Below are 22,932 nucleotides of genomic sequence, written 5' to 3'. Positions count from 1 at the left end.
CCTTAGACGTTGCAGGCCGCTCATTCCTTGGGTGGAAAACAGAAAAAAATGTACGGGAGACGAAAAAACTCCGCCGATCGCCAATCGCCTGCGCGCCGGCCTTGCTCAACGCGGAAATGTGCCGACGACGGCGATCATCGGCCCCATTGGAAACAGCCGGTCGTGGCGGTTGATATCCGGCGCGTAGATGCTGGAAATCGTGCCGTCCAGGAACAGCGCATTGGGGCAGCCGAGCGTGTCGCGGAACAGCGTCGCGAAATCGTGGAAGCGCACCGGGCGCTTGGAGACGACGAAGACCACCTCGCCTTCTCCGGTCACGCCGACACCGTTGCGGGTCTTCAGGCTGGTGCTGTCGGGCAGGAAGCGCGGATGCAGCTTGCCGTCGATTACCAGCATCGGCCCGGACTGGGTGGCAAAGCGGGGGCTAAGCCTGGCATCGCGATAGGCCTCCGCCGAGATCACCCCAGCCTTGCCGTCACCGACATAAAACACCCCGTTCGGCAGCAAGTGGAAATTTCCCCAGCCCGTGTTGGTGTTGAGCGGCGCTTGCGCCCGCCCGTCCTCGATGTGCAGGCCGACCGGCGACAGGTCCTCATGGTACATGCCGCCATTCATGGCAAAGGCGATGTACTCGTCGCGGTGGCGCAGTTCCAGCGACAGCGCCCGGAAGGAGCGAAAGGGCACGCCCGCCTGGTCCTTGTTGTAGACGCGGATGTCGCTCTCAGCCGGGTCGAAACTGCAGGCCACATAGTCCTGCCCAAGGTGGCTGACATCGCGGCAGGCGCCGAGTGCCGGTCCCGCAAGACCGGCGGACAGGACAGCACCAACGAGAAAGGGTTTTGGAAAAAGCGGCATGGCGAAAGGTCCAATCGAATCAGACGTCAAGCATGCCCGAGATTGCGGCGGTTCTGGCGCAGGGTCGGGAAGAATGCCATCTGATCAATGCTCAAGGACACTGCCGTTCGAACCGTGCCAACTAGAGGGGCCTTTCTGCCCGCAGTTCCCACCTGAACGCAGGATGCCCTGGCATCGCTCACCCCGGACCCCGCTCGGCAAGGTGAGGCGCGATGGGGCGTGCTGGGTCAGTGAAACCGTCCGGATATGCGCCTGGAAGCTGGAGACGTAATCCAGCGTCGACGGGTGGACATACGGGAGCGCAGCGTCAACCGGCGGCAAGCCGCCCCATGGTGATCACAAGCCCGTAGCATCCGGCCGCTGCCGCAAGTCCGAAGATGACGCAAAGGCAGGCAAAGCCACCGACGCCGGAAAGCACATAGGACTTCGGGTCGCGATCGAGCACATCCTGCGACAGCGATGGCAGCAGCCGCTTTTCGCGCAGCGTCGTCGCGAGCTTCACCGCATGGCGCCTCGTTTCCTTTCGCACCACGCGGTAATTGCTGCCGATGGCCCAGACGGTCAAAAGCAGGCCGAGCGTGCTGACCGCGAGTGCAAACATCCTCAGGATTCCGATCGCATCGGGAAGGAAGCCTCCGGCGAAGACCGAGCGATCCACCAGCGCGTCGAAGCCGGTGATGCAGGCCGCAATGACCGCCACATGGCCGGCGCCAATCGCCAGCAGGCGTTTGTAGGCCTCGCTCAAGATCTGGCTGTTGGCGGCGTGAATGCTGTCGAGACGGGAAATCTGCGCTTCCACCTCCTCACGCGACAACTGCGGAGGATAGTTACTCACGGATACGACTGGGCTGCCTCTCATACGATGGACTCCAACGCCACGCCGTCCAGATCGGTGTAAATTTGATAATATTATCTTTCCAGGACATCTCCAATTTTAGTCATTTTGGAGATTTCCACCATCTTTGCGGGCAGAGCGCTTGGCCGGATCGCTGCGACCATGGTGATTTCATGGTCGACGCCGCCAAATCATAAACGTGATCGATTCTCGTGGGTTAGGCGGGGTGCAGTCGAACGGCCAGAAAGACGCGGCTAGAGGCTGAGCGCCGCCATGTGGAAGCGAAGTTGCTCCAGCGGGTAGCAATAGTTGCGCCCGACTGGACAGGATTCGCGCGAGCGACAGCCCGAGGCCAGGCAGCCTGCCCTGCCCGCCTCGCTCCGCAGATGGCCGCGACAGAGGCCGACATCGAAGCGCTCATCCGCAAGCGCATTTGCCGGACAGGCCGAAATGCAGGGCTTCTCGACGCAGAGATCGCAAGGATGCGCCTCCGCGCGCGCTCCCGTTTCTGGAAACGGCCCGTCAAAGGCAAGCGCGCCGCGATAGCCATGCCAGAGGCCATATCGCGCGTGAATGAGGATACCGAGCGGAGATGGCTTCAGGCCCTCGGCCCGCATGGCCCATCGCTGGAACGGCTGCCACGGCGGATCGGACGGAAAATAGGCGGTGAGACCCTCTTTCGCGGCGATCGGCTGGATAACCGCCTTCGACCAGGTGTCGAGCGGATCGGCACCGCCGCCATCCGGTAGCGCCGCCCGCCAGGCCGCAAAGGGCTGCCAGAGAGATCCCCCGATATTGCCGATCAACACGGCGCTGGCCGCCCGCCGCCCGTCGGCCAGCAGCGGTGCGGCCTCGCCCGCCTCGAAATTTACGGTTCCGCGCAAAAAAAGTCCGTGCGGCGCTAACGCCGCACGGATCGTTTCAATCGTCTTGTCCGCGTCCGCGGAAGGCGCCGTCATTTCGGTTTCGGCCCCTGTAGTTCGTAATGCGGGCGCCAGACCTCCTTCTGGATCATGTCGGCCACCTGCGCCGCGCCGCCTTGCTCCCTGGCTCGCTCGGGACCCTTTCAGGTGAAAGCGTCCGGCATCGAGTCCTTGCGGCTGGCGATATAGGCCTTGAGCTTTTCGTCGATCTCCGGATCGAGGTAAGGCGCCTCGTAGTGTTCCAGCCAGCTGCGGCAGAGTGCATTGGCGCGCTGCTCGATGCGCTTTTCGCCTTCCACTTCCCACTGTTCGAAGGAATTGTTGTCGGCGAGCGGCGAACGGTAGAAGGCCGTCTGGAAGTTGGCCTGGGTATGGGCGCAGCCGAGATAGTGGCTGCCGGGGCCGACTTCGCGGATCGCGTCCAGCGCCTGGGCGTTTTCCGAAAGATCGATGCCCTCGGCCATCTTCTGCATCATGCCGAGCTGGTCCTGGTCGATCATGAACTTTTCATAGGACGAGACGAGACCGCCTTCGAGCCAGCCGGCCGCGTGCAGCACGAAATTGGTGCCGGCAAGCAGCGTCATGTTGAGGGTGCTGGCCGATTCGTGCGCGGCTTGAGCATCCGGAACCTTGGAGCCGCAGAGCGAGCCGCCGGTACGGAAGGGAAGCTTCAGGCGACGGGCGAGCTGTGCGGCACCATAGGAGACCAGCGACGGCTCCGGCGTGCCGAAGGTCGGCGCACCCGACTGCATCGAGATCGAGGCGGCAAAGGTGCCGAACAGCACCGGCGCGCCCTTGCGGATGAGCTGGGTGAACGAGGCACCGGCCAGAACTTCGGCTAGGATCTGCGTCAACGTGCCGGCAACCGTCACCGGGCTCATGGCGCCCGAGAGAATGAAGGGCGAAAGCACGCAGGCCTGGTTATGGCGGGCATAGACCTTCAGCGCCCCCACCATGGTCTCGTCGAAGACCATCGGCGAATTGGCGTTGATGAGGTTGAGCGTCACGCAATTGTTTTCGACGAACTCGTCGCCGAAGACGATCTTCGCCATGGCGATCGTGTCTTCCGCCCGCTCCGGCGCCGTCACCGAACCCATGAAGGGTTTGTCGGAGTACTTGATATGGCTGTAGACCATATCGAGGTGACGCTTGTTGACGGGGATGTCGACCGGCTCGCAGACCGTGCCGCCGGACGAATGCATCGACGGCGCCATGTAGGCGAGCTTCACGAAATTGCGGAAATCCTCGATCGTCGCATAGCGCCGCACACCTTCGAGGTCGCGCACGAAGGGCGGACCGTAGACCGGCGCAAAGATCGTTGCCTTGCCGCCGACCTGGGCACTGCGCTCCGGATTGCGGGCGTGCCAGGTGAATTCCGACGGCGCCGTCTTCAGCAGTTCGCGGCAGAGGCCCTTGGGGAAATGCACGCGCTGGCCGCGCACGTCGGCGCCGGCCTGTTTCCACAGTTCCAGTGCCTCGGCGTCATCGCGAAACTCGATACCGATTTCCTCGAGGATCGTGTCGGCATTGCGCTCGATCAGCTGCAGGCCTTCTTCATCGAGGACCTCGTATTCGCGAATCTTGCGCTGGATATAGGGCAGTGACGGACCTGGACCGCCGCCGGTGCGCGATGCGCGCCGTGCAGCCGCTCCCCGTCCCTCGCCCCGCGCGCGGCGACCGCCGCCTTCACCCGCGCCCTGTTCTGTCACGTCGCTCATTCGCTTTTTCCTCTCCCGCGCATCGCTTTTTGCGCCTTCAAGCATCCTTTGGCCCTAATGCTACCAAGCATCGGGGTCCTTGCGGGTCTCAATGCGCCAAGGAGTGGCGCAACTCGAACACTGCCGAGAAGCGACCACGCGACGCAAAAACCGCGTGGCGCGAATATATTGTTTTTGTTAAGAATATGCAGGCGCCAAAAGAAGGTGCCCTCCCGTCGCTTTTTGTCATATGCGACGTCGCTTTCGAAAACAGATTTTTAGACATCGACCGCTATGGATTGATGGACGCGTCCTATCTATCGCGCGACCATGCCAGGAACCGAGGAACCCCAATATGGCAGACGATGAAATCATTCTCGAGGACCTTTCCGACGAGGAACTTGTGCAGCAGATGCACGACGATCTCTATGATGGCCTGAAGGAAGAAATCGAGGACGGGACCCACATCCTGCTCAAGCGCGGCTGGACGCCCTATGACGTCTTGACCCAGGCGCTGGTCGAAGGCATGCGCATCGTCGGCATCGACTTCCGCGACGGCATCCTGTTCGTGCCGGAAGTGCTTCTGTCGGCCAACGCCATGAAGGCCGGCATGACGATCCTGCGTCCGCTTCTCGCCGAAACCGGCGCGCCGAAGCTCGGCAAGATGGTGATCGGCACCGTCAAGGGCGACATTCACGACATCGGCAAGAACCTCGTCGGCATGATGATGGAAGGTGCCGGCTTCGACGTCGTCGACCTCGGCATCAACAACCCGGTCGAGAACTATCTCGAAGCCATCGAGCGCGAGCAGCCGGACATTCTCGGCATGTCGGCGCTGCTGACCACCACCATGCCCTACATGAAGGTCGTTATCGACACGATGAAGGAAAAGGGCCTGCGTGACGACTACGTCGTTCTCGTCGGCGGTGCGCCGCTCAACGAAGAGTTCGGCAAGGCCGTCGGCGCCGACGCCTATTGCCGCGACGCGGCGATCGCGGTCGAAACCGCCAAGGACTTCATGAAGCGCAAGCACAACCGCCTGGCCGGCTGAGCTTCACCTGTGATGAAATGAAGCAGCCGGCCGCGGGGTGAAATCTGCGGCCGGCTTTCCTATGTCTGTCGAGCGTGCCCGAAAGGTGTGCCGACCCAGAATGATGACAACGCAATTCCGGACGGAAAACCGTTTCACACTTTTCCTGGAATTGCTTTAGTTGACGGAGTTGGCCACCTTCTTGCCGGCCGCCTGTGTCGCGTTCACCGTGTTTGCGGTATCCTGGCCGATGCCCCGGATGGTGTTGCCGCAGCTGCTCAAGGCGGACATGGCGGCGAGAACGGCGCCGATGATCGCAAGGCTCTTTACTGTCATGGTCAGGTTCCTTCCCGCTATTTGCCAAATGGAATCAAGATGGAAAAAGTATCGCGCGCAATAGAACGTGCACAACCGAAAAAAGTTCACGTGATCGGCTGCGGTGCCATCGCGCGCGAAATCCTGGCGGTCTGTGAGGCAAACGGGCTCAATCATATCGACCTCAGCTGTCTGCCGGCCATCTGGCACAACACGCCCGACAAGATCACGCCCGGCGTGCGCGACGCCATCGCCAAGGCACGCGCCGAAGGCTTCGAACGCATCTTCGTCGCCTATGCCGATTGCGGCACCGGCGGCCATCTCGACCGGCTGCTCGAGGACGAAAAGGTCGAGCGCATCCCCGGCCCGCACTGCTATTCCTTCTTTGCCGGCAACGCCGATTTCGCCAGGCGCTGGGACGACGACATCACCGCCTTCTTCCTCACCGACTTCCTCGCCCGCCAGTTCGAGGCCTTCGTGATCGAACCCCTCGGCCTCGATCGGCACCCGGAGCTGAGGGACATGTATTTCGGCCACTACCGTAAGCTGGTCTATCTCTCGCAGCAGGAGGACGAGGTGCTGCAGGAGAAGGCGAGGAAGGCGGCGGAGTATCTCGGCCTCGAATATGAGTACCGCTTAACCGGCTATGGCGATCTCACGTCTTCGCTGTTGAGTGCGTGAGCCAAAGGCGAAAATCAGCTCTTCCACAACCGCGATTCTGCGCTAACCTGCAGTTTGTCGATGTGCCGCCACATGGGAGCGTGAGCGCACAGTCGTATCCGCCAGGGAGGGGAACCGGTGAAATATTTCGACTATCTGCCCTACGCCCTTGGATGCGCCGCCGGCATGATTCTGGCACTGGTGATCGGCGCCGCCTTCAATCTGTCCGATGATGTGAAGCTCATCGAATCCGTCGCTCTCGTCGTGCTCGGGGGCGGCATCGCCGAATGGTACTGGAACGGGTTAAGCCGCCGGTAACGGGCATGCCCTCATAACTCGGGCCTGTTCACGCCCGGGGCCGCCATGACCGAAATCGCCAGTGAGAAACAAGCCGTCGGCAAGCGTCTCGGCCGCGTTGTCGTCGTGACGGCGGGTGGCGAAAATCCGTGGATCATGATCAACGCGCTGGCCGCGCGCTTTGCCGAGGTCACCGTCATCGAGGAGCAGGCGGAATCGAAGCGCCTGTTCCTCAGCCGCCGCGCGCGCAAGCTTGGCTGGTTAACGGCGCTCGGACAGTTCGCCACCATGATCGCCTCACGCTTCGGCAAGCGCTTCACCCGCAGCCGCGCAGCAGAGATCCTTGAGACCTACAAGGTCTCCGGCGCGCCAGATCCATCGCTCCCCGTTCGCTCGGTCGGCTCGATCAACGATGCCGAAGCGATCGCGCAGGTCCGCGCGCTTAAACCCCGCATCGTCTTTCTCATCAGCTGCCGCATGCTGAAGGCAGAGACGCTGGCTGCCATCCCCTGCCCGGTCATCAATTTCCATGCCGGCATCAACCCCGCCTATCGCGGCCTGATGGGGGGCTACTGGGCTCTGGTCAACGGCGACGCCGAAAACTTCGGCGCCACCGTGCACCTGGTCGACGCCGGCGTCGATACCGGCGGCGTGCTCTATCAGTCGCGCCAGTCGCCAGCCAAAAACGACACGATGCACACCTATCCGCTGCTGCAGACGGCCGCCTCCACAGAAATTGCGATCGCCGCAGTAGAGGATGCACTTGATGGAAACCTGCGGCCCGTCGATGTCGCAGGCCCGTCACGGCAATGGTACCACCCGCCGATCTGGACATGGGTCTGGAACGGGCTCAGGCGCGACATCTGGTAGGCGGGGCAAGGGGTTATCCGCCTCCTCGCATGCACGCTAAAAGCCTGAAACTGCGGGCAATCCGCTCCGATCGGCATTGACACCACGGACCACCCGGCCGACGCTCGCGCAGCGAAAAAAGCACGGCTGCGGCGGCTCGTCGTCGAGCGTCGTTTTTGGACATATCCGACGTCGTGGCGAGATGAGCCCGCAGGCCCGCACATGCGCATTGTCGCACTACAGCGCCGCGCGTCATATGAGAGGCGCAAAGGTCGCTGTAGCGCTTTAGAGTGCTGCATGTTCTTGGCCTTTGGTCGGAGCCGATTGAAGGAAACATGCAGGGAGGAGAACAACACCCGATGGCAGATCGCATTATCGTCTACTGGCGCGACATTCCGGCCCAGGTCATCATCAAGAAGGGCCGCACGACGGCGAAACGCGAACTGTCGCTGCGCTTCACCGAGGCGATCGACATGTGCGCGATGCGCACGGGTGCCGCCGAAACCGACGACTATCTCGCCGAGTGGCGCAAGGCCGATCCGGTGGCGGTCTCCGACGACCTGGAAACGGAAGCCGACCAGGCTGCCGCCGAACTCGAAGCCGCCTATGACCGCGAGCGTCTTGTGGCTCTGGTCAAGGCCGGAGGCCGCGACAATGGCTGACGCCAAACCGGCAGGCGAACCGAAGATCATGAAGGGCAATGCCGCGCCGGCCGCCAAGGCCGCGACCGGCGCGTTTACGCCATCGGGCGTCTCGCCGAGCCGCCGCTCGCGCCACAAATACACCGTCCGCCTCTGGGCGGTCAGGAACTCCCGTTTCCTCGAATGGTTCTACAACCGCTTCGCCGACCTGTTCCTGCTGCTTCATCCGCTCTGGAACGCCATCGGTTACGGCCGGGTCGAGCGGCCGGTCACCTTCGTCGAGCGCCACGTCAAGGGTTTCCTGTTCGACTGTCGCATGTGCGGCCAGTGCGCGCTGTCTTCGACCGGCATGTCCTGTCCGATGAACTGTCCGAAGCAGTTGCGCAACGGCCCCTGCGGCGGCGTGCGCGCCAACGGCAATTGCGAGGTCGAGCCGGATATGCCCTGCGTCTGGGTGCAGGCCTGGAAGGGCTCGCAGAACATGACAAAGGGTGACGCGATCATGAATGTGCAGAAGCCGGTCAATCAGTCGCTGCGCGAAACCTCGTCCTGGCTGCGCGTGACGGCGGAAGCCGCAGCCCGCCGTGAAGCGGCATCCAAGGAAGGCCAGGCATGAGCCCCGATATCAATCCCTTCGATCCCGGTGCGCCGCTCGAGCCCCTGCCCGGCCATTCCTCCCGCGGCCGTCTGGAACGGGTGCTGCGCCGTGGCGAGTTTGCCGTAACCGCCGAGCTCAACCCGCCCGACAGCGCCAACCCGCAGGACGTCTATGAGCGCGCCGCGATCTTCGACGGCTGGGTCGACGGCATCAACGCGGTGGATGCCTCCGGCGCCAACTGCCACATGTCCTCGGTCGGCATCTGCGCACTTCTGACCCGCATGGGCTATGCGCCGATCATGCAGATCGCCTGCCGCGACAAGAACCGCATCGCCATCCAGGGCGACGTGCTCGGTGCGTCCGCCATGGGCGTGCAGAACATCATGTGCCTGACCGGCGACGGTGTGCAGGCGGGCGACCAGCCGGGCGCCAAGCCGGTCTTCGACCTCGACTGCATGTCGCTGCTCGAAACCGTGCGCATCATGCGCGACAACTCGAAGTTCCTCTCGGGCCGCAAGCTGACGACGCCGCCGCAAGTCTTCCTCGGCGCCGCCATCAACCCCTTCGCCCCGCCCTATGACTTCCGCCCCTATCGGCTCGCCAAGAAGATCGAGGCCGGCGCCCAGTTCGTCCAGAGCCAGTACTGCTTCGACGTGCCGATGTTCCGCGAATACATGAAGAAGGTGCGCGATCTCGGCCTGCACGAGAAATGCTACATCCTCGTCGGCGTCGGGCCGATGGCGTCTGCCAAGACCGCCCGCTGGATCCGCTCCAACGTGCCGGGCATCCATATTCCCGATAGCGTGATTACGCGTCTGGAAGGCGCGCAGGACCAGAAGAAGGAAGGCAAGCAGCTCTGCATCGACATCATCAACGAGGTGAAGGAGATCGAAGGCGTCTCCGGCATCCACGTGATGGCCTATCGCCAGGAAGAATATGTCGCAGAAATCGTGCATGAATCGGGCGTCCTGAAGGGCCGCAAGCCCTGGAAGCACGAGACGCTGCCCGAGGATGCGATGGTGGCCGAGCGGCTGGAACATATTCGCGAGGGCAAGGAAGAAAACCAGCAGCAGATGGCCGAGGCCGCGGCCCATCATCCGCCCCATCATTCACATTGAAACAACCGGCGCCGAGCAAAAGACGCCTATCATCGACTTCACGGGCATGATTACATAGCCCCCGCCAGGACAAAGGACCCTTAATGACCCGGACCATCGTCGCTTCCGCCACCCGCGAGATCATCATCGGCTTTGACCAGCCGTTCTGCGTCATCGGCGAACGCATCAACCCGACCGGCCGCAAGAAGCTTGCCGCCGAGATGATCGAGGGCAACTTCGACACGGTCATCAAGGATGCGCTGGAGCAGGTCGCAGCCGGCGCCACGATGCTCGACGTCAATGCTGGCGTGACCGCCGTCAACCCGAACGAGACCGAGCCGCCGCTGCTGGTCAAGACGCTGGAAATCGTCCAGGGGCTCGTGGACGTGCCGCTGTCGATCGACAGCTCCGTCACCGCCGCGATCGAGGCCGGCCTGCGCGTCGCCAAGGGCCGCCCGCTCGTCAATTCCGTCACCGGCGAGGAAGAAAAGCTCGAAGCGATCCTGCCGCTCTGCAAGAAGTATGACGTTCCGGTCGTTGCCATCTCCAACGACGAAACCGGCATTTCCGAGGATCCGGACGTTCGCTTTGCCGTTGCCAAGAAGATCGTCGAGCGCGCTGCCGATTATGGCATCAAGCCGCACGACATCGTCGTCGACCCGCTGGTCATGCCGATCGGCGCCATGGGCACGGCCGGCCAACAGGTCTTTGCGCTGCTGCGGCGTCTGCGCGAGGAGCTGAAGGTCAACACCACCTGCGGCCTTTCCAACATCTCCTTCGGCCTGCCGCACCGCCACGGCATCAATGCCGGCTTCATCCCCATGGTCATCGGCGCCGGCATGACGTCTGCGATCATGAACCCCTGCCGTCCGCAGGAAATGGAAGCCGTGCGCGCCGCGAACGTCCTGAACGGCACCGACCCGAACTGCACCCACTGGATCAAGACCTACCGCGACCACAAGCCGGCCGAAGGCGGCCATGTGGTTGCCGCATCTCCCGCTCCGGCAGGCGCTGGCGGCGGTCGCCGCGGCGGTCGCGCAGCTCGCACGGGTGCCGGCGGAGCGCGCGAATAGGTTCTGTTTCAGCATTGAGCTGACCCCAAAAAGGGAGAACGACGTTGAAAGGCAGCCATGCCTCTTTTCCGTCCTTCTCCCTTTAGCCGTCGAGAAGCCAATTTTCGCAGCGATGGCGACAGACTTCGAGAATCCATCTGGCAATGCAAAATGGAGACCTCCCATGACACGCCGCCTTCGCCTTGACGCAGCATCCCTCTGGTTCGAAGCCCCTTTCGTGATCGCCGTCCGCCTGCAGGAGATGCAGATGGCGGCGCTGACCGGCAAGACTCAGGACGTGACCGAGCTTCACCGCATGGTCTCCGAGAAGATGGCGGCAACGGCCGAAAGTATCATGGCGGTCAACATGGCGCTGTGGAAGGCCGCCTTCGACAACACGATGCGGCTGATGACCGGGGGCACCGCGTCCGGCCACGGAACGGCGATTGCATCGGCAGCGCTCAGGCCCTATGGCAAGCGGGTGCGCAGCAACGCCCGGCGTCTGTCGCGCAAGTGACCCCCATCTGCTGCGACCTAACTGTTTGAAACAGATGCTTCCATGTCGGGATTGGACAACTATCGGGCGTCGTTCCGGTGCAGTCTGAAACCGTTTAGCCGTGCTTCGCTTGCCCCAGTGAAGCGACCTGATGAAAGACCTTAAGCATGCGCATCGAAGGCACCTCCGAGATCGAGACCAACATGAGCGAAGCCGCGCAAAAGGAACCTCTGGTGCTGTTCATGCCTTCGGGCAAGCGCGGCCGCTTCCCGGTCGGAACCCCGGTTCTCGATGCGGCGCGCAAGCTCGGCGTCTATGTCGAAAGCGTATGCGGTGGCCGCGCCACCTGTGGGCGCTGTCAGATCGAGGTGCAGGAAGGCAATTTCGCCAAGCACAAGATCATCTCGTCCAACGACCACATTTCTGAAAAAGGCGCCAAGGAAGAGCGCTACGAGAAGATCCGCGGCCTGCCCGATGGCCGGCGGCTCTCATGTTCCGCCCAGATCCTCGGCGATCTCGTCATCGATGTGCCGCAGGACACCGTCATCAACGCCCAGGTGGTGCGCAAGGCCGCGACCGACCGGGTGATCGAGCGCAATGCCGCCGTCCAGCTCTGCTATGTCGAGGTGGACGAGCCCGACATGCACAAGCCACTCGGCGATCTCGACCGCCTGAAGGTGATGCTGGAAAAGGACTGGGGCTGGAAGGATCTGTTGATCGCGCCGCACCTGATCCCGCAGGTGCAGGGCATCCTGCGCAAGGGCAACTGGGCCGTCACCGCCGCGATCCACCGCGACATGGATTCGTCGCGCCCCTTCATCGTCGGCCTCTGGCCGGGCCTGAAGAACGAAGCCTATGGCGTTGCCTGCGACATCGGCTCGACCACCATCGCCATGCATCTGGTATCGCTGCTTTCGGGTCGCATCGTCGGCTCGTCCGGCGCCTCCAACCCGCAGATCCGCTTTGGCGAAGACCTGATGAGCCGCGTCTCCTACGTGATGATGAACCCCGATGGCCGCGAGGCGATGACCAAGGCGGTGCGCGAGGCGGTCAACGGCCTGATCGGCAAGGTCTGCGCCGAGGGCGAAGTCGACCGCCACGACATTCTCGACATGGTCTTCGTCGGCAACCCGATCATGCACCACCTGTTCCTCGGCATCGACCCGACGGAGCTTGGCCAGGCGCCCTTCGCGCTCGCCGTGTCAGGCGCGCTGCAATACTGGGCGCATGAGCTCGACATCGACGTCAATCGCGGGGCGCGGCTCTACATGCTGCCCTGCATCGCCGGCCATGTCGGCGCCGATGCCGCGGGCGCAACGCTTTCGGAAGGCCCCTATCGCCAGGACAAGATGATGCTGCTCGTCGACGTCGGCACCAATGCCGAGATCGTGCTCGGCAACAAGGACCGCGTCGTCGCCGCCTCCTCGCCGACGGGCCCCGCCTTCGAAGGTGCGGAAATCTCGTCGGGCCAGCGGGCAGCACCCGGCGCAATCGAGCGCGTGCGCATCGATCCCGTTACGCTTGAGCCGCGCTTCCGCGTCATCGGCGTCGACAAGTGGTCGGACGAGGACGGCTTTGCCGAGGCGGCAGCAAGCGTCGGCGTCACCGGCATCTGCGGCTCGGCGATCATCGAGATCGTCGCCGAGATGTACCTTTCCGGCATCATCTCGCAGGATGGCGTCGTCGACGGCGCGATGGCCGAAAAGAGCCCGCGCATCATCCCGAATGGCCGCACCTTCTCCTACCTGCTGCATGACGGCGAGCCGCGCATCACGGTGACCCAGAACGACATCCGCGCCATCCAGCTTGCCAAGGCCGCCCTTTACGCCGGCATCAAGCTGCTCATGGAAAAGCTCGACATCGAACACGTCGACACCATCCGCTTTGCCGGCGCCTTCGGCTCCTTCATCGACCCGAAATACGCGATGGTGCTGGGCCTCATCCCCGATTGCGACCTCGACGAGGTCAAGGCCGTCGGCAACGCCGCCGGCACCGGCGCGCTGATGGCTCTGCTCAACCGCGGCCACCGCCGCGAGATCGAGCAAACTGTCAGCAAAATTGAGAAGATAGAGACGGCGCTTGAATCAAAGTTTCAGGAGCATTTCGTCAACGCCATGGCGATGCCGAACAAGGTCGACAGCTTCCCGAAGCTCTCGACGGTGGTGACGTTGCCTGAGCGCAAGGTGGGTGCGGATGATGGCGAGGGTGGCGGCAGACGGCGCCGACGCAGCAGGGAGTAGGACCGAGCAAGGTTCTGACAAGGCACGGGGCTTGGCCCCTAAGCTTCCAGACAAATCTCGTCCCTCACGCGCCTCATCGCAAGTTTCGCCCCTCACCCTAACCCTCTCCCCGCACGCGGGGCGAGGGAACGAGACCGCGACATGCTCGGCAAGCCACAGCAATTATCGAGATGGCGGCAAGCCCAGCGGCTCGGGAGCCGAGCGGGCGCGACATGCCCCTTCTCCCCGTCTGCGGGGAGAAGGTCGCGGCAGCGGGATGAGGGGCGGAGCCAGCCGCAAGGCTTTCACCCGGCCAATAAAAAAGGCCGGGGCGAAATCGCACCGACCTTCCTCATCATCGCTCTTACACCAGTGCCAGTACATCCGTGGTCAAAAGTCTAAAGCGACGCGGCAATTTGCGAGCGGCGAATGCATTCAGCGCTCATAGCTATGCCGGTGATTGGCTCTATACGGGGCGATTGTGTTCGAAAAAAGTCCGTAAATGAGCCGCCGACCTCGTACGCAAGCAGACCGGAACCTCACCCGGCCTTTGCCGCAAATGCCTGAAGCAGCCCGGCCCAGCCACCTTCGGTATCGAGCGAGCCACGCGCTTCCTCGGCCTTTGCACCATAGTTCGCGAGGTCGCGGTGCTCCAGCCGCACCGTCGTTCCCCCATCCGCGATGGCCTCGAACGTCACCTCCACTTCGGTCTGGAACTGCGGATCGAAATCCCAATCGGCATTGAGCTGCCAGGCAAACAGGATGCGATGTGGCGGCTCATAGGCAAGCACCCGTCCCCACTCCTTTTCCTCGCCTGCTGTGCCGATCTCGTACCAGCGTCCGCCGGCTCTCGGCTCCACGACGACGGTTTTCTGGCCGCTTGTCGTCAGGCTATGGGTCTTCAGCCACCAGTCGCCCATGCCGGATGCAAAGATCTCGAAGGCGCGCGCCGGTGACGCGCTGACGGTGACGGATTTGACCACCGGGGCCGGTTCGATCCTGTGCATTGTCCTCTCCTCCCGTTGCTCGACGGCTGCAGTTTCCTTGCGGCATGCGGCTGGCCTATGGCTCCGGTTTCGCAGGCCCCGCTGCTGCCGCCGCGTCGCTGTCGGCAAACGCCTTGAAGGCGGCAAGCTGGCCTTCCCAGAAACGGTCGAGCCATTGCCGCAGCGGCCCGAGCCCCGCCGGATCGATCGAATAGATGCGACGGCGGCCCTCAGGTTCGTCGCGGACCAACCCCGCCTCCTTCAGCACTTTCAGATGCTGCGAGATCGCCGGCTGCGAGACCGGCAGCGATCGCGCCACATCGGCAACTGACGAGCCGCCCGTGGCAAGCTTCTCGAAGATCGCCCGGCGTGTCGGGTCCGCCAAAGCCATCAACACTTTGCCTTCATAAGTCATGACTTATTATAAGCCTACACTTATGAAAATCAAACTGGGAACATCCAAACGAAAGTGCCGCGCGTTCGTCGGAACGCGCGGCACCTGGATCAATTAGGAAGATCAGTGGGTTATTGCGGTGTCAGGTCGAAGCCGAACCACTTTTCCGACAGGCGCTTGACGGTACCGTCGGCCTTGGCCGCGGCAATGGCGTCGTCAAACAGTGCCTTCAGCTCAGGATCGCTCTTGCGCAGGCCGACGGAGCTGCCGGCGCCGAGGAAGCCGCCCTGGAAGCGCGGGCCGACGATGACCATGTCGCTGTTGGCAGGCTTTTCGACCGTGGTCTTCAGGTAGCCCATCGAGGCCATGACGAAATCGACGCGGCCGGCAACGAGATCGAGATCATGCTGCTCGGTGGTCTTGTACTCGCGCACCTCGACAACGTCCTTCAGGTATTCCTCGATGAACCGTGCGGCAATCGAGGCGGTCTGGACGCCGATGGTCTTGCCTTCGACCAGCGGCTTCAGTTCGTCGACCGCCTTGCGGGCGCCCGCCTCGTTGGAGGCGAGCGAGAAGAGTTCGCCCTTCATCGGCAGCGTTTCGAGTTCGCCGCCCTTCAGCGTGGCGAAGGCCTGGCCGGTGCTGCCATAGGACATCGAGAAGTCGATGACTTCCTTGCGCTTTTCGGTTGCCGACATGCCGGCCATGATGGCGTCGAACTTGCCGGCGTTGAGCGCCGGGATCAGCCCGTCGAAGGACTGGGCGACGATGGTGCATTCCACCTTCATGTGGGCGCAGAGGATCTTGCTGAGCTCGATCTCGTAGCCGTCGAGCGTTCCGTCCGCCTTGGTCAGGTTATAGGGCGGAAAGGCGCCTTCGGTGGCGATCGTGATCTTCGTCCACTTCTTGTCTTCCGCCTGTGCCGGCATCGACATCAGCCCCGCGGCAACGGCCAGCGCCGAAGCGATAATTGCGGTCGTCTTCTTCATTACAGCATTCCCCTTTTTGTAGATGTTGATTGGCTTGTTTGGCCTGCCTTTGGATGATTGGAGCGGATGCGGGCGGAAAACCGCATACACTTTTCCTCATCCGCTCCCGACAGACCTCAACTCTTGATGAACTGGCGGAACCGTTCGGATTTGGAGCGGGTAAAGACCTCGTGCGGCGGCCCCTCTTCCTCGATCATGCCCTTGTGCACGAAGACGACGCGGCTCGAGACGTCGCGGGCAAAGCCCATCTCGTGGGTGACGACCAGCATGGTGCGCCCCTCCTCGGCAAGGCCGCGCATCACGCGCAGCACCTCGCCGACCAGCTCCGGATCGAGCGCCGAGGTCGGCTCGTCAAACAGCATCGCCTTTGGCCGCATGGCGAGCGCCCGGGCAATCGCCGCCCGCTGCTGCTGGCCGCCGGACAGATGCGAGGGATAGTGGTTGCGCTTGTCGGCGATGCCGACCTTGGCAAGCAGCGCTTCGGCCTCCTCGATCGCTTCCCGCCGCGGCCGCTTCAACACGTGCACCGGCGCCTCGATGACATTTTCAAGCACGGTCTTGTGGGACCAGAGATTGAAGCTTTGGAACACCATGCTGAGTTCGGAGCGGATACGGTCGACCTGCTTCTGGTCGGCCGGGCGGCTGCGCCCATCGCTCAAGGTCTTCAGCCGGATCGCCTCGCCGGCGACCTCGATCGTGCCCGAATTCGGCACTTCCAGCATGTTGATGCAACGAAGCAGCGTCGACTTGCCCGATCCGGTCGAGCCGAGGATGGAAATCACCTCGCCTTCGCGCGCCTCAAGCGACACGCCCTTCAGGACCTCGACCGGGCCGAAGCTCTTGTGCAGCTCATGCACGCGGATGGCGACGGGTGCGGTGACAGCGGCGGACATGTTCAATGCGTTTCTCCCTTGAGTTCTGCGGAGATCGGAAGCGGCGCGCGCAGTTGCGGGCTCAGCCTGTGCTCGGCAAGCGCGACAATCCGGGTCAGCACGAAGTTGATGGCGAGATAGATCACGCCGGCGACGACGAAGACCTCGATCACCCGGTAGCTTTCGGAAATGAGCTTGGCGGCAACGCCGGTGATTTCCATCAGCGTGATGATCGAGGCGAGCGAAGTCGCCTTGACCATCGAGATCATCTCGTTGCCATAGCCGGGCAGCGCCTGGCGAAGCGCCTGCGGCCAGACGATGCGGCGGAAGATCATCAAGCGCCCCATGCCGCAGGCCCTTGCGGCCTCGACCTGGCCGTGCGGCACCGAGATGAGCCCGCCGCGGATGATTTCGCTGGCATAGGCAGCCGTGTTCAGCATCAGCGCCAGCACCGCGCACCAGTAGGGTTCCCTGAGGAGCGGCCACAAGATGCTGTGGCGAACGGCCGGAAACTGGCTGAGGCCGTAGTAGATCAGGAAGATCTGCACGAGCAGCGGCGTTCCACGGAAGAGGAACACGTAGGCGCGGGCAAAAAGATCGAGCGCAAGAATGCCCGACAGCCGCGCAAGTGCCAGAGCCAGAGCCAGCACCGAACCGAGCGCGATCGACGTCGCGGCGAGCTCCAGCGTCAGCGGCAGGGCCGAAAGCAGGCTCCAGAAGGTTTCAAGAGCGAACTGGATATCCATCAGCCCCTCCTGACGCCGCGTGAGAACCGCCGCTCGGTCGCCTGAAGAAGCAAACCCGAGACGGTGGAAATCGCGAGATAGATCATGGCTGCGATAAAGAAGAAGTCGAAGGGACGGCTGGTCGAGCCGGCGCCGATCTGCGCCTGGCGCAGCAGTTCGACCACGCCGGTGACCGACACCAGGGCCGATTCCTTCAGCACCACCTGCCAGACATTGCCGAGACCCGGCAGCGCATAGCGCAGCGTCAGCGGCGCGGTGATGCGGCGAAACTTGAGGAGGCGCCCCATGCCGCAGGCAGTTGCCGCCTCCAGTTCGCCCGGATGCACGGCACGGAAGGCGCCGCGATAGACCTCGGTCTGCTGGGCGCCCGAGGTGATGCCGACCGCAAGCGCGCCGGCGAGGAAGCCCGGGAAGCTGACGAAACCCTCCGCGCCGAACAATTGGCCAACGGCGGTCACGACGGCGCTGCCGCCGAAATAGAAGAGATAGATGACGAGCAGATCGGGAATGCCGCGAAGAATGGTGGTATAGGCCTCGGCTGAGCGGCGCACGACTGGGCCACCCGAGATCTTCGCCCAGGCGCCGAAGGTGCCGATGACGCCGCCAATCGCAAACCCTGCGATCGCGATCAGGATCGTCATCCAGGCGCCGGCCGCAAGCGCCGGCCCCCAGCCGTCAGGCCCAAAGCTGATGATGTCAAGGAAACCGGGCTCAGTCATCGCAGCGCCTCCCTTCGCTTGTGATCGATGAGCTAGCCATGATTGCCCCCGGGGATCGGCGGGTCGACGTCATCAGGGATCGGGTTGACGAAGGGTGTGCCCTCGAGCCGTGCGGCATGGTCGGCCTTGGCGGCGGCAATCAGTGCCGGGTCAAGGATCAGTTCGAGTGCCGTGCTTGCCATCACCTTTGCCGCATGTTCCATGCCCTTGTGGGCTGCCGGCAGCTTGCCTTGGGCGACGAGCTGCCAGGAATGGCCGGGCGTCCCGATGGCATAGGTCGCGCCACGCATCTGCACGGTCGGCACCACCCAGCTCACCGTTCCGACATCGGTCGAGCCGACGAGCGTACCGGCGCCGTTTTCGGGCGGGAAGATGGTGTCGCAGAGAGATACGCCGCGGCGCAGCTTCAGGCCGAACCGCTCGAAGGCCGACGCGATGTCCTCGCCGGTAAAGGTCTCCTGGAACCGCGCGGCCATCGCCCGGTCGCCCTCATCGAACTGAGGCGGCCCCAGACGCTCGAGCTGGCCGTGCATCAGCGTTTCCAGCGGCGTGTTGCCGACCAGATTGGCGTCGCCGCTGACGATCTCGTCGCGGACCGTCGTGCCGGTCATCAGTGCCGCTCCCTTTGCCACGCTGCGCACCCGCTCGACGAGGTCGTGCAGTTCCGGCAGGCTGCGGGCACGCACGAGGTAACGGACCTTGGCCCGCGCCTGCACCACGTTCGGCGCACTTCCGCCCGTGTCGGTCACCGCATAGTGGATGCGCGCCGACGACGGCACGTGCTCGCGCAGATAGTTGACGCCGACATTCATCAGTTCGACCGCATCGAGCGCGCTTCGGCCAAGATGCGGCGCTGCCGAGGCATGCGAGGCGCGGCCGCTGAAGCGGAAGTCGAGTTCGTTGCAGGCGAGCGAGATCGGATTGTTGACACCGGCAAAGGGTGCCGGATGCCAGGAGATCGCGATGTCGACATCGTCAAACACGCCGGCGCGCACCATGAAGCCCTTGGACGAGCCACCCTCTTCCGCCGGGCAACCATAATAGCGCACCCGCCCCTTGATGCCATGGGCTGCGAGGTAATCCTTGACGGCGGTGGCCGCCATCATCGAACCGGCACCGAGCAGGTTATGGCCGCAGCCATGGCCGTTGCCGCCCTCGGTAAGCGACCGCTCCTCAGCCACGCCCGCCTCCTGGCTGAGGCCCGGCAGTGCATCGAACTCGCCGAGAATGGCGATGACCGGACCACCTTCACCCGCCTCGCCCATGACAGCCGTCGGCATGCCGGCAATGCCGCGCGCCACGCGAAAACCTTCGGCTTCAAGCAGCGTGGCGTGTTCGGCCGAGGAACGGAACTCCTCGTAATTGGTTTCCGGCGTGTCCCAGACCCGGTCGCTGAGCGCGAAGAACTGATCGCGCTTTGCCTCGAGCATCTCCCAGACGGCATGCGAATTCTTCATGGTTTACCGGCGCCCCCAATGATAGTATCCAGAATTGGCGCCAATTTACGGAATCATTTTTGGATACACAAGAGAGGATCATGAATTTATTTCGATGGACATGGCGCGGTTGGGAATGGCGGCAGCAACCGGTCAAGCCACCGCGTGGCCTCTCCAATCCCAAGGTGTTGAAACCGACCGAGAAAACCCCCTCGCCCAGATTGAATTGTCCTGGGCGTCATCATAGTTTCTCCAAAAATGGAGCCAATTCCGCCAACTGCACGTTTCCTTCGATCGTAGCCGACCAGAAGACAAAAACACGCAGCAATTCAAAGCGCTACAGCGACCTTTGCGCCTCAGATTGGACGCGCGGCGCTGTCGGGACGGAGGAGTCGACATGAGAACAGCAGGACCGGCGATGAGCGAAGATCTGACCGAAACGGAAGCACTCGAGGAAAAGAAAGACGTCACCGACCTGTTGCTGCACGACATCCTGACCGGCACGCTTCCCGCCGGCACCTGGCTGAAGCAGATCGACCTGGAACGCCGCTACGACTGCACGCGGCCCGAAGTGCGGCGCGCACTCGACCGCCTGTCGCAAAAGCGGCTGGTCCAGCACAATCCGAACCGCGGCTATCAGGTCTATGAGCTTGACGATCAGCGCACGCGGGAGATCAGCGACATCCGCGTGATCCTTGAGACCGGCATCGCTGACCGAATGGTCGCCAATGTCACGCCCGAAGCTATCATCGAATTGCGAGGTCTTGCCGAGAACTTCGACGAGATGTCGTTCCGCGGCTCGATCATGGAGCACTACGACGCCAACCTCGCCTTCCATCGCGCCCTGCTCATGCTGGCGGGCAACGACGAACTCGTGAACATCATCGCCGAAATCCGCCAGCGCACGGCCTCAGCCCCGGTCTCGCAATGGCGCACCCGCGCCCGCATCGAGCAATCGGCGCGCGAGCACCACCTGATGGTGGATGCGTTGGAGGCCCGGGATCTAGACGAGTTGAAACGGCTGATCGAGATCCACATCCGCCAGGCGCCGATCAAGGCGTGAACCTCCGGCCTCCCGGCGCTTCGACGGCGATCATGTCAGCCGTCACGCTAGACCCGTTTGGCGTCACCCACGTTTCACTCAGCCGCGAATTTTACCGTCACGCCGCGCTGGCGAAAATATGCCTGCATCAGCTTCCGGCCGGAACGATTGTTCTGCACCAGCCTCGCCGGGTCGAATACGGCTTCCTTGAGCCCCGCCCGCGCCAACGCTGCCTTGAGGGTCGCAATATGCAAGTCGATGTCGGCATTGTCCGCCTGCAGCGATTCATAAATTCGGTTTGTTGCATCTGCTACGGTCGGTTCGCTCACGGTTACACTCCTGTTGCTGCGTGGCTGGCGCTTGGCCACATTCGTCAGCTTGACCCTATTGTGAAGAAAAATGCTTGCGTCAATGGGTGACGATGGATTGGAGCATCGCCTCCGCTTTCGAAAATGCGGCGCCAGAAGCAGATCAGGAACCAGCCCCTTCGTGAACATCAGCGCCGAAATCCACCAGCGCACGGCCTCGGCCCCGATCTCGCGGTGGCGCATGCGCACGTTACCGAGCAATCGGCACGCGCGCGCCACCTGATCGTCGATGCGTTGGAGGCCAGGGATCTGGCGGAGGTGAAGCGCATGATCGAGATCCACATCGGCCAGGCGCCGACAAATGCCTGAGGCTCTGGCCTCTCGGCGGGTCACTGCTCGGGCGGCATGCAGTGCCGACGAGAGCCAAGAGGAGACGACAACTTTGCGCCAACCGCGATCATCGCTAACTTGTGTCCATAACGTTGAGGTTGCAGGCAGCAGCACGCCTCGAGACCATCATTGAGAGATGAAGATGCGATTGGCTCAGACGCGCGCGAAACGCTTTAGCACCGCCGATCAAGCCTTTGAACTGGAGTTCATTCAAGTGGACACGGATCGGGAGCGGGGCGGATGGATATTAAAGTTCACGTCGAATGCCACCGAAGACCCGACGGTCATGATGGCCACTGTCGCGGTACACACGACGTACTACTTGGACCGGTATTACCACGAGCGCGGACAAGAACTGTTCGATCTGAGACTCGCGGAGATAAGGTCGGCGACCTTGGACTATTCGGAAAAATTCGGACACCGTTTCAGAGTGACTAGCTTCACTGCACCAGTGCGGAAGGGACACGATACAAAAATCATCGTGGCGCAGTTCGTGGAGATGTTTTTTGCAATGTACTCGTCGCACCGGTTCAACAGCGATAGCGACGATGCGGGAGATGGCTTCTATCCCGATATTCTGGAATTCATGCCGGAAGAAATGGACCCCATATATTATCTGACTGCCCAGGCTGGAGCCGCCTCGACGCCTTGATCTCCCGCAATGGATCGAGAGAGTCCCGGGGCACCAACGACCGTACTGGGCTGCTTCAGCCCCTCAATCTGACGCCACGGACGAGCCATGACGCGTCCATCGATTGAGAACGCCGCTTTCGATTGAACGGAGCGCCGCGCCTGAAGCGAAAGCTACCCACCAAGAAAGCTACCCACCAAGCAGGATCGTGACGGCCACCAGAACCGCGCCGATCGCGGCCATCGTAAACGCCATCGGCCAGGGGCTGCGGCCCATGTACTGCCCGAGCCGCGCGCCGATGACGAAGAGCATGACGAGCGCAATGCCGTTCGACAGGCGCATGGCCAGCGCCACATCCTCAGTCAGCAAGAACGGAATGCTCGGCGGCAGCGTCGCGCTGACGACGAGAAGGAAAATGGCGACGGCCGCCTTCAGATCGCCCCCGGTCAAGGCCCTGTGCCTGGGGTCGGCGCCAAGTGCCCTCACCCGCAACAGCAGCGCCTCCGTCTCCTTCGGCGAGGAAACCCGGCGCACGTCGTCCGGCAGGCTTTCGAGAAACATGTCGCGGGCGCGATCGAGCGGCTCGCGCCGAAGCGCATCGATGAAGCCGCGCCGCCGCACCCGCTCCACCACTGTTGCCAGTACATACATGACGCCGTCGACGATGCCCCAGGCGATGTTGCAGCCGAAGGCCGCGACGAGCACGGCGTTGACCCCGCCCTCTGCGCCCGTGACCGTGCTCATCGTCCCGGTGAAGGTGAGCGCCATCAACAGGCCGAAGACGATCTCCGACAGGCGATCGATCGGATCGAGCACGGCCCGTGGTTCATCCTTCACGCCCATGCGTTCACCTGG

Annotated in this window: 27 protein-coding genes; 13 read left to right on the top strand and 14 right to left on the bottom strand. The window is 62.8% G+C overall.

Annotated features, from left to right (window positions below; genetic code table 11):
• Positions 1–105: 105 nt before the first annotated feature.
• The 4 genes from MKZ91_RS02055 to MKZ91_RS02040 all read right to left on the bottom strand — a co-directional run bounded on the left by MKZ91_RS02055 (position 106) and on the right by MKZ91_RS02040 (position 4,331).
• The gene (locus MKZ91_RS02055) at positions 106–855 is read right to left on the bottom strand and encodes a phosphodiester glycosidase family protein (protein WP_336167449.1); all 750 of its coding nucleotides are present in this window, start codon (positions 853–855) and stop codon (positions 106–108) included.
• Between the two features lie 307 nt (positions 856–1,162).
• Complete coding sequence (locus MKZ91_RS02050) at positions 1,163–1,690, bottom strand: hypothetical protein (RefSeq protein WP_336167448.1); 528 nt, start codon at positions 1,688–1,690, stop codon at positions 1,163–1,165.
• A 254-nt stretch (positions 1,691–1,944) separates the two neighbouring features.
• Entirely contained in the window at positions 1,945–2,649 is a 705-nt protein-coding gene (locus tag MKZ91_RS02045) for a ferredoxin (protein ID WP_336167446.1), read from the bottom strand.
• 107 nt (positions 2,650–2,756) lie between these two features.
• Positions 2,757–4,331, bottom strand: coding sequence for a trimethylamine methyltransferase family protein (locus MKZ91_RS02040; RefSeq protein WP_336167443.1), 1,575 nt, complete (start codon positions 4,329–4,331; stop codon positions 2,757–2,759).
• Positions 4,332–4,665: 334 nt separating this feature from the next.
• On the opposite strand from MKZ91_RS02040, the gene MKZ91_RS02035 reads away from it, so the two are divergent.
• Entirely contained in the window at positions 4,666–5,361 is a 696-nt protein-coding gene (locus MKZ91_RS02035; protein ID WP_336167441.1) for a corrinoid protein, read from the top strand.
• A 156-nt stretch (positions 5,362–5,517) separates the two neighbouring features.
• Here the strand turns inward: MKZ91_RS02035 and MKZ91_RS02030 are convergent, their stop codons facing one another.
• Positions 5,518–5,676 carry an entericidin gene (locus tag MKZ91_RS02030; RefSeq protein WP_336167440.1) on the bottom strand — a complete coding sequence of 53 codons (159 nt, stop codon included), beginning with the start codon at positions 5,674–5,676 and terminating at the stop codon, positions 5,518–5,520.
• Between the two features lie 39 nt (positions 5,677–5,715).
• Between MKZ91_RS02030 and MKZ91_RS02025 the strand changes: the two genes are divergently transcribed.
• The 9 genes from MKZ91_RS02025 to MKZ91_RS01985 all read left to right on the top strand — a co-directional run bounded on the left by MKZ91_RS02025 (position 5,716) and on the right by MKZ91_RS01985 (position 13,585).
• Positions 5,716–6,336, top strand: a complete 621-nt coding sequence (locus MKZ91_RS02025) for a DUF1638 domain-containing protein (RefSeq protein ID WP_336167439.1) — start codon at positions 5,716–5,718, stop codon at positions 6,334–6,336.
• A gap of 117 nt (positions 6,337–6,453) precedes the next feature.
• Positions 6,454–6,633: a hypothetical protein gene (locus MKZ91_RS02020; protein WP_336167437.1), complete on the top strand. Its 180-nt coding sequence runs from the start codon at positions 6,454–6,456 to the stop codon at positions 6,631–6,633.
• Positions 6,634–6,678: 45 nt separating this feature from the next.
• Positions 6,679–7,482, top strand: a complete 804-nt coding sequence (locus tag MKZ91_RS02015; protein ID WP_336167435.1) for a formyl transferase — start codon at positions 6,679–6,681, stop codon at positions 7,480–7,482.
• 338 nt (positions 7,483–7,820) lie between these two features.
• Complete coding sequence (locus MKZ91_RS02010; protein ID WP_336167433.1) at positions 7,821–8,123, top strand: virulence factor; 303 nt, start codon at positions 7,821–7,823, stop codon at positions 8,121–8,123.
• The gene (locus MKZ91_RS02005; protein ID WP_336167431.1) at positions 8,116–8,718 is read left to right on the top strand and encodes a methylenetetrahydrofolate reductase C-terminal domain-containing protein; all 603 of its coding nucleotides are present in this window, start codon (positions 8,116–8,118) and stop codon (positions 8,716–8,718) included. Before MKZ91_RS02010 ends, MKZ91_RS02005 begins: the two co-directional genes overlap by 8 nt.
• Positions 8,715–9,818 (top strand): methylenetetrahydrofolate reductase, encoded by a 1,104-nt coding sequence (locus tag MKZ91_RS02000; protein ID WP_336167429.1) that lies wholly within the window; start codon positions 8,715–8,717, stop codon positions 9,816–9,818. Before MKZ91_RS02005 ends, MKZ91_RS02000 begins: the two co-directional genes overlap by 4 nt.
• Before the next feature lie 83 nt (positions 9,819–9,901).
• A complete protein-coding gene (locus MKZ91_RS01995) occupies positions 9,902–10,870 on the top strand; it encodes a methyltetrahydrofolate cobalamin methyltransferase (protein WP_336167427.1) in 969 nt (322 codons plus the stop codon).
• A gap of 163 nt (positions 10,871–11,033) precedes the next feature.
• Positions 11,034–11,366 carry a hypothetical protein gene (locus tag MKZ91_RS01990; protein WP_336167425.1) on the top strand — a complete coding sequence of 111 codons (333 nt, stop codon included), beginning with the start codon at positions 11,034–11,036 and terminating at the stop codon, positions 11,364–11,366.
• A gap of 146 nt (positions 11,367–11,512) precedes the next feature.
• The gene (locus MKZ91_RS01985; RefSeq protein ID WP_336167423.1) at positions 11,513–13,585 is read left to right on the top strand and encodes an ASKHA domain-containing protein; all 2,073 of its coding nucleotides are present in this window, start codon (positions 11,513–11,515) and stop codon (positions 13,583–13,585) included.
• A 518-nt stretch (positions 13,586–14,103) separates the two neighbouring features.
• Here the strand turns inward: MKZ91_RS01985 and MKZ91_RS01980 are convergent.
• The 7 genes from MKZ91_RS01980 to MKZ91_RS01950 all read right to left on the bottom strand — a co-directional run bounded on the left by MKZ91_RS01980 (position 14,104) and on the right by MKZ91_RS01950 (position 19,727).
• Positions 14,104–14,571 carry an SRPBCC family protein gene (locus MKZ91_RS01980; RefSeq protein ID WP_336167421.1) on the bottom strand — a complete coding sequence of 156 codons (468 nt, stop codon included), beginning with the start codon at positions 14,569–14,571 and terminating at the stop codon, positions 14,104–14,106.
• 55 nt (positions 14,572–14,626) lie between these two features.
• Positions 14,627–14,965: an ArsR/SmtB family transcription factor gene (locus MKZ91_RS01975; RefSeq protein WP_336167419.1), complete on the bottom strand. Its 339-nt coding sequence runs from the start codon at positions 14,963–14,965 to the stop codon at positions 14,627–14,629.
• A gap of 110 nt (positions 14,966–15,075) precedes the next feature.
• Positions 15,076–15,933: a transporter substrate-binding domain-containing protein gene (locus tag MKZ91_RS01970; protein WP_336167417.1), complete on the bottom strand. Its 858-nt coding sequence runs from the start codon at positions 15,931–15,933 to the stop codon at positions 15,076–15,078.
• Between the two features lie 116 nt (positions 15,934–16,049).
• A complete protein-coding gene (locus MKZ91_RS01965; protein ID WP_336167763.1) occupies positions 16,050–16,826 on the bottom strand; it encodes an ABC transporter ATP-binding protein in 777 nt (258 codons plus the stop codon).
• A 2-nt stretch (positions 16,827–16,828) separates the two neighbouring features.
• Positions 16,829–17,551 carry an ABC transporter permease gene (locus MKZ91_RS01960; RefSeq protein ID WP_336167416.1) on the bottom strand — a complete coding sequence of 241 codons (723 nt, stop codon included), beginning with the start codon at positions 17,549–17,551 and terminating at the stop codon, positions 16,829–16,831.
• On the bottom strand, positions 17,551–18,270 hold the full coding sequence (locus tag MKZ91_RS01955) for an ABC transporter permease (protein ID WP_336167415.1): 720 nt from the start codon (positions 18,268–18,270) through the stop codon (positions 17,551–17,553). Before MKZ91_RS01955 ends, MKZ91_RS01960 begins: the two co-directional genes overlap by 1 nt.
• A gap of 32 nt (positions 18,271–18,302) precedes the next feature.
• Entirely contained in the window at positions 18,303–19,727 is a 1,425-nt protein-coding gene (locus MKZ91_RS01950) for a M20 family metallopeptidase (protein WP_336167413.1), read from the bottom strand.
• A gap of 376 nt (positions 19,728–20,103) precedes the next feature.
• Here MKZ91_RS01950 and MKZ91_RS01945 point away from each other — a divergent pair, with 376 nt between their 5' ends.
• On the top strand, positions 20,104–20,769 hold the full coding sequence (locus tag MKZ91_RS01945; protein ID WP_336167411.1) for a GntR family transcriptional regulator: 666 nt from the start codon (positions 20,104–20,106) through the stop codon (positions 20,767–20,769).
• A 74-nt stretch (positions 20,770–20,843) separates the two neighbouring features.
• Here the strand turns inward: MKZ91_RS01945 and MKZ91_RS01940 are convergent, their stop codons facing one another.
• Positions 20,844–21,077 (bottom strand): hypothetical protein, encoded by a 234-nt coding sequence (locus MKZ91_RS01940; protein WP_336167410.1) that lies wholly within the window; start codon positions 21,075–21,077, stop codon positions 20,844–20,846.
• Between the two features lie 123 nt (positions 21,078–21,200).
• Here MKZ91_RS01940 and MKZ91_RS01935 point away from each other — a divergent pair, with 123 nt between their 5' ends.
• The gene (locus tag MKZ91_RS01935) at positions 21,201–21,425 is read left to right on the top strand and encodes a hypothetical protein (RefSeq protein WP_336167409.1); all 225 of its coding nucleotides are present in this window, start codon (positions 21,201–21,203) and stop codon (positions 21,423–21,425) included.
• A gap of 169 nt (positions 21,426–21,594) precedes the next feature.
• A complete protein-coding gene (locus MKZ91_RS01930; protein ID WP_336167407.1) occupies positions 21,595–22,098 on the top strand; it encodes a hypothetical protein in 504 nt (167 codons plus the stop codon).
• Between the two features lie 168 nt (positions 22,099–22,266).
• On the opposite strand, the gene MKZ91_RS01925 is transcribed toward MKZ91_RS01930, so the two are convergent.
• A complete protein-coding gene (locus tag MKZ91_RS01925; protein WP_336167405.1) occupies positions 22,267–22,920 on the bottom strand; it encodes a VIT1/CCC1 transporter family protein in 654 nt (217 codons plus the stop codon).
• Positions 22,921–22,932 lie beyond the last annotated feature (12 nt).

The sequence above is a fragment of the Ensifer sp. MJa1 genome (assembly GCF_037026475.1).
GTDB lineage: Bacteria > Pseudomonadota > Alphaproteobacteria > Rhizobiales > Rhizobiaceae > Ensifer.
This window is presented reverse-complemented; position numbering and strand designations above follow the sequence as displayed.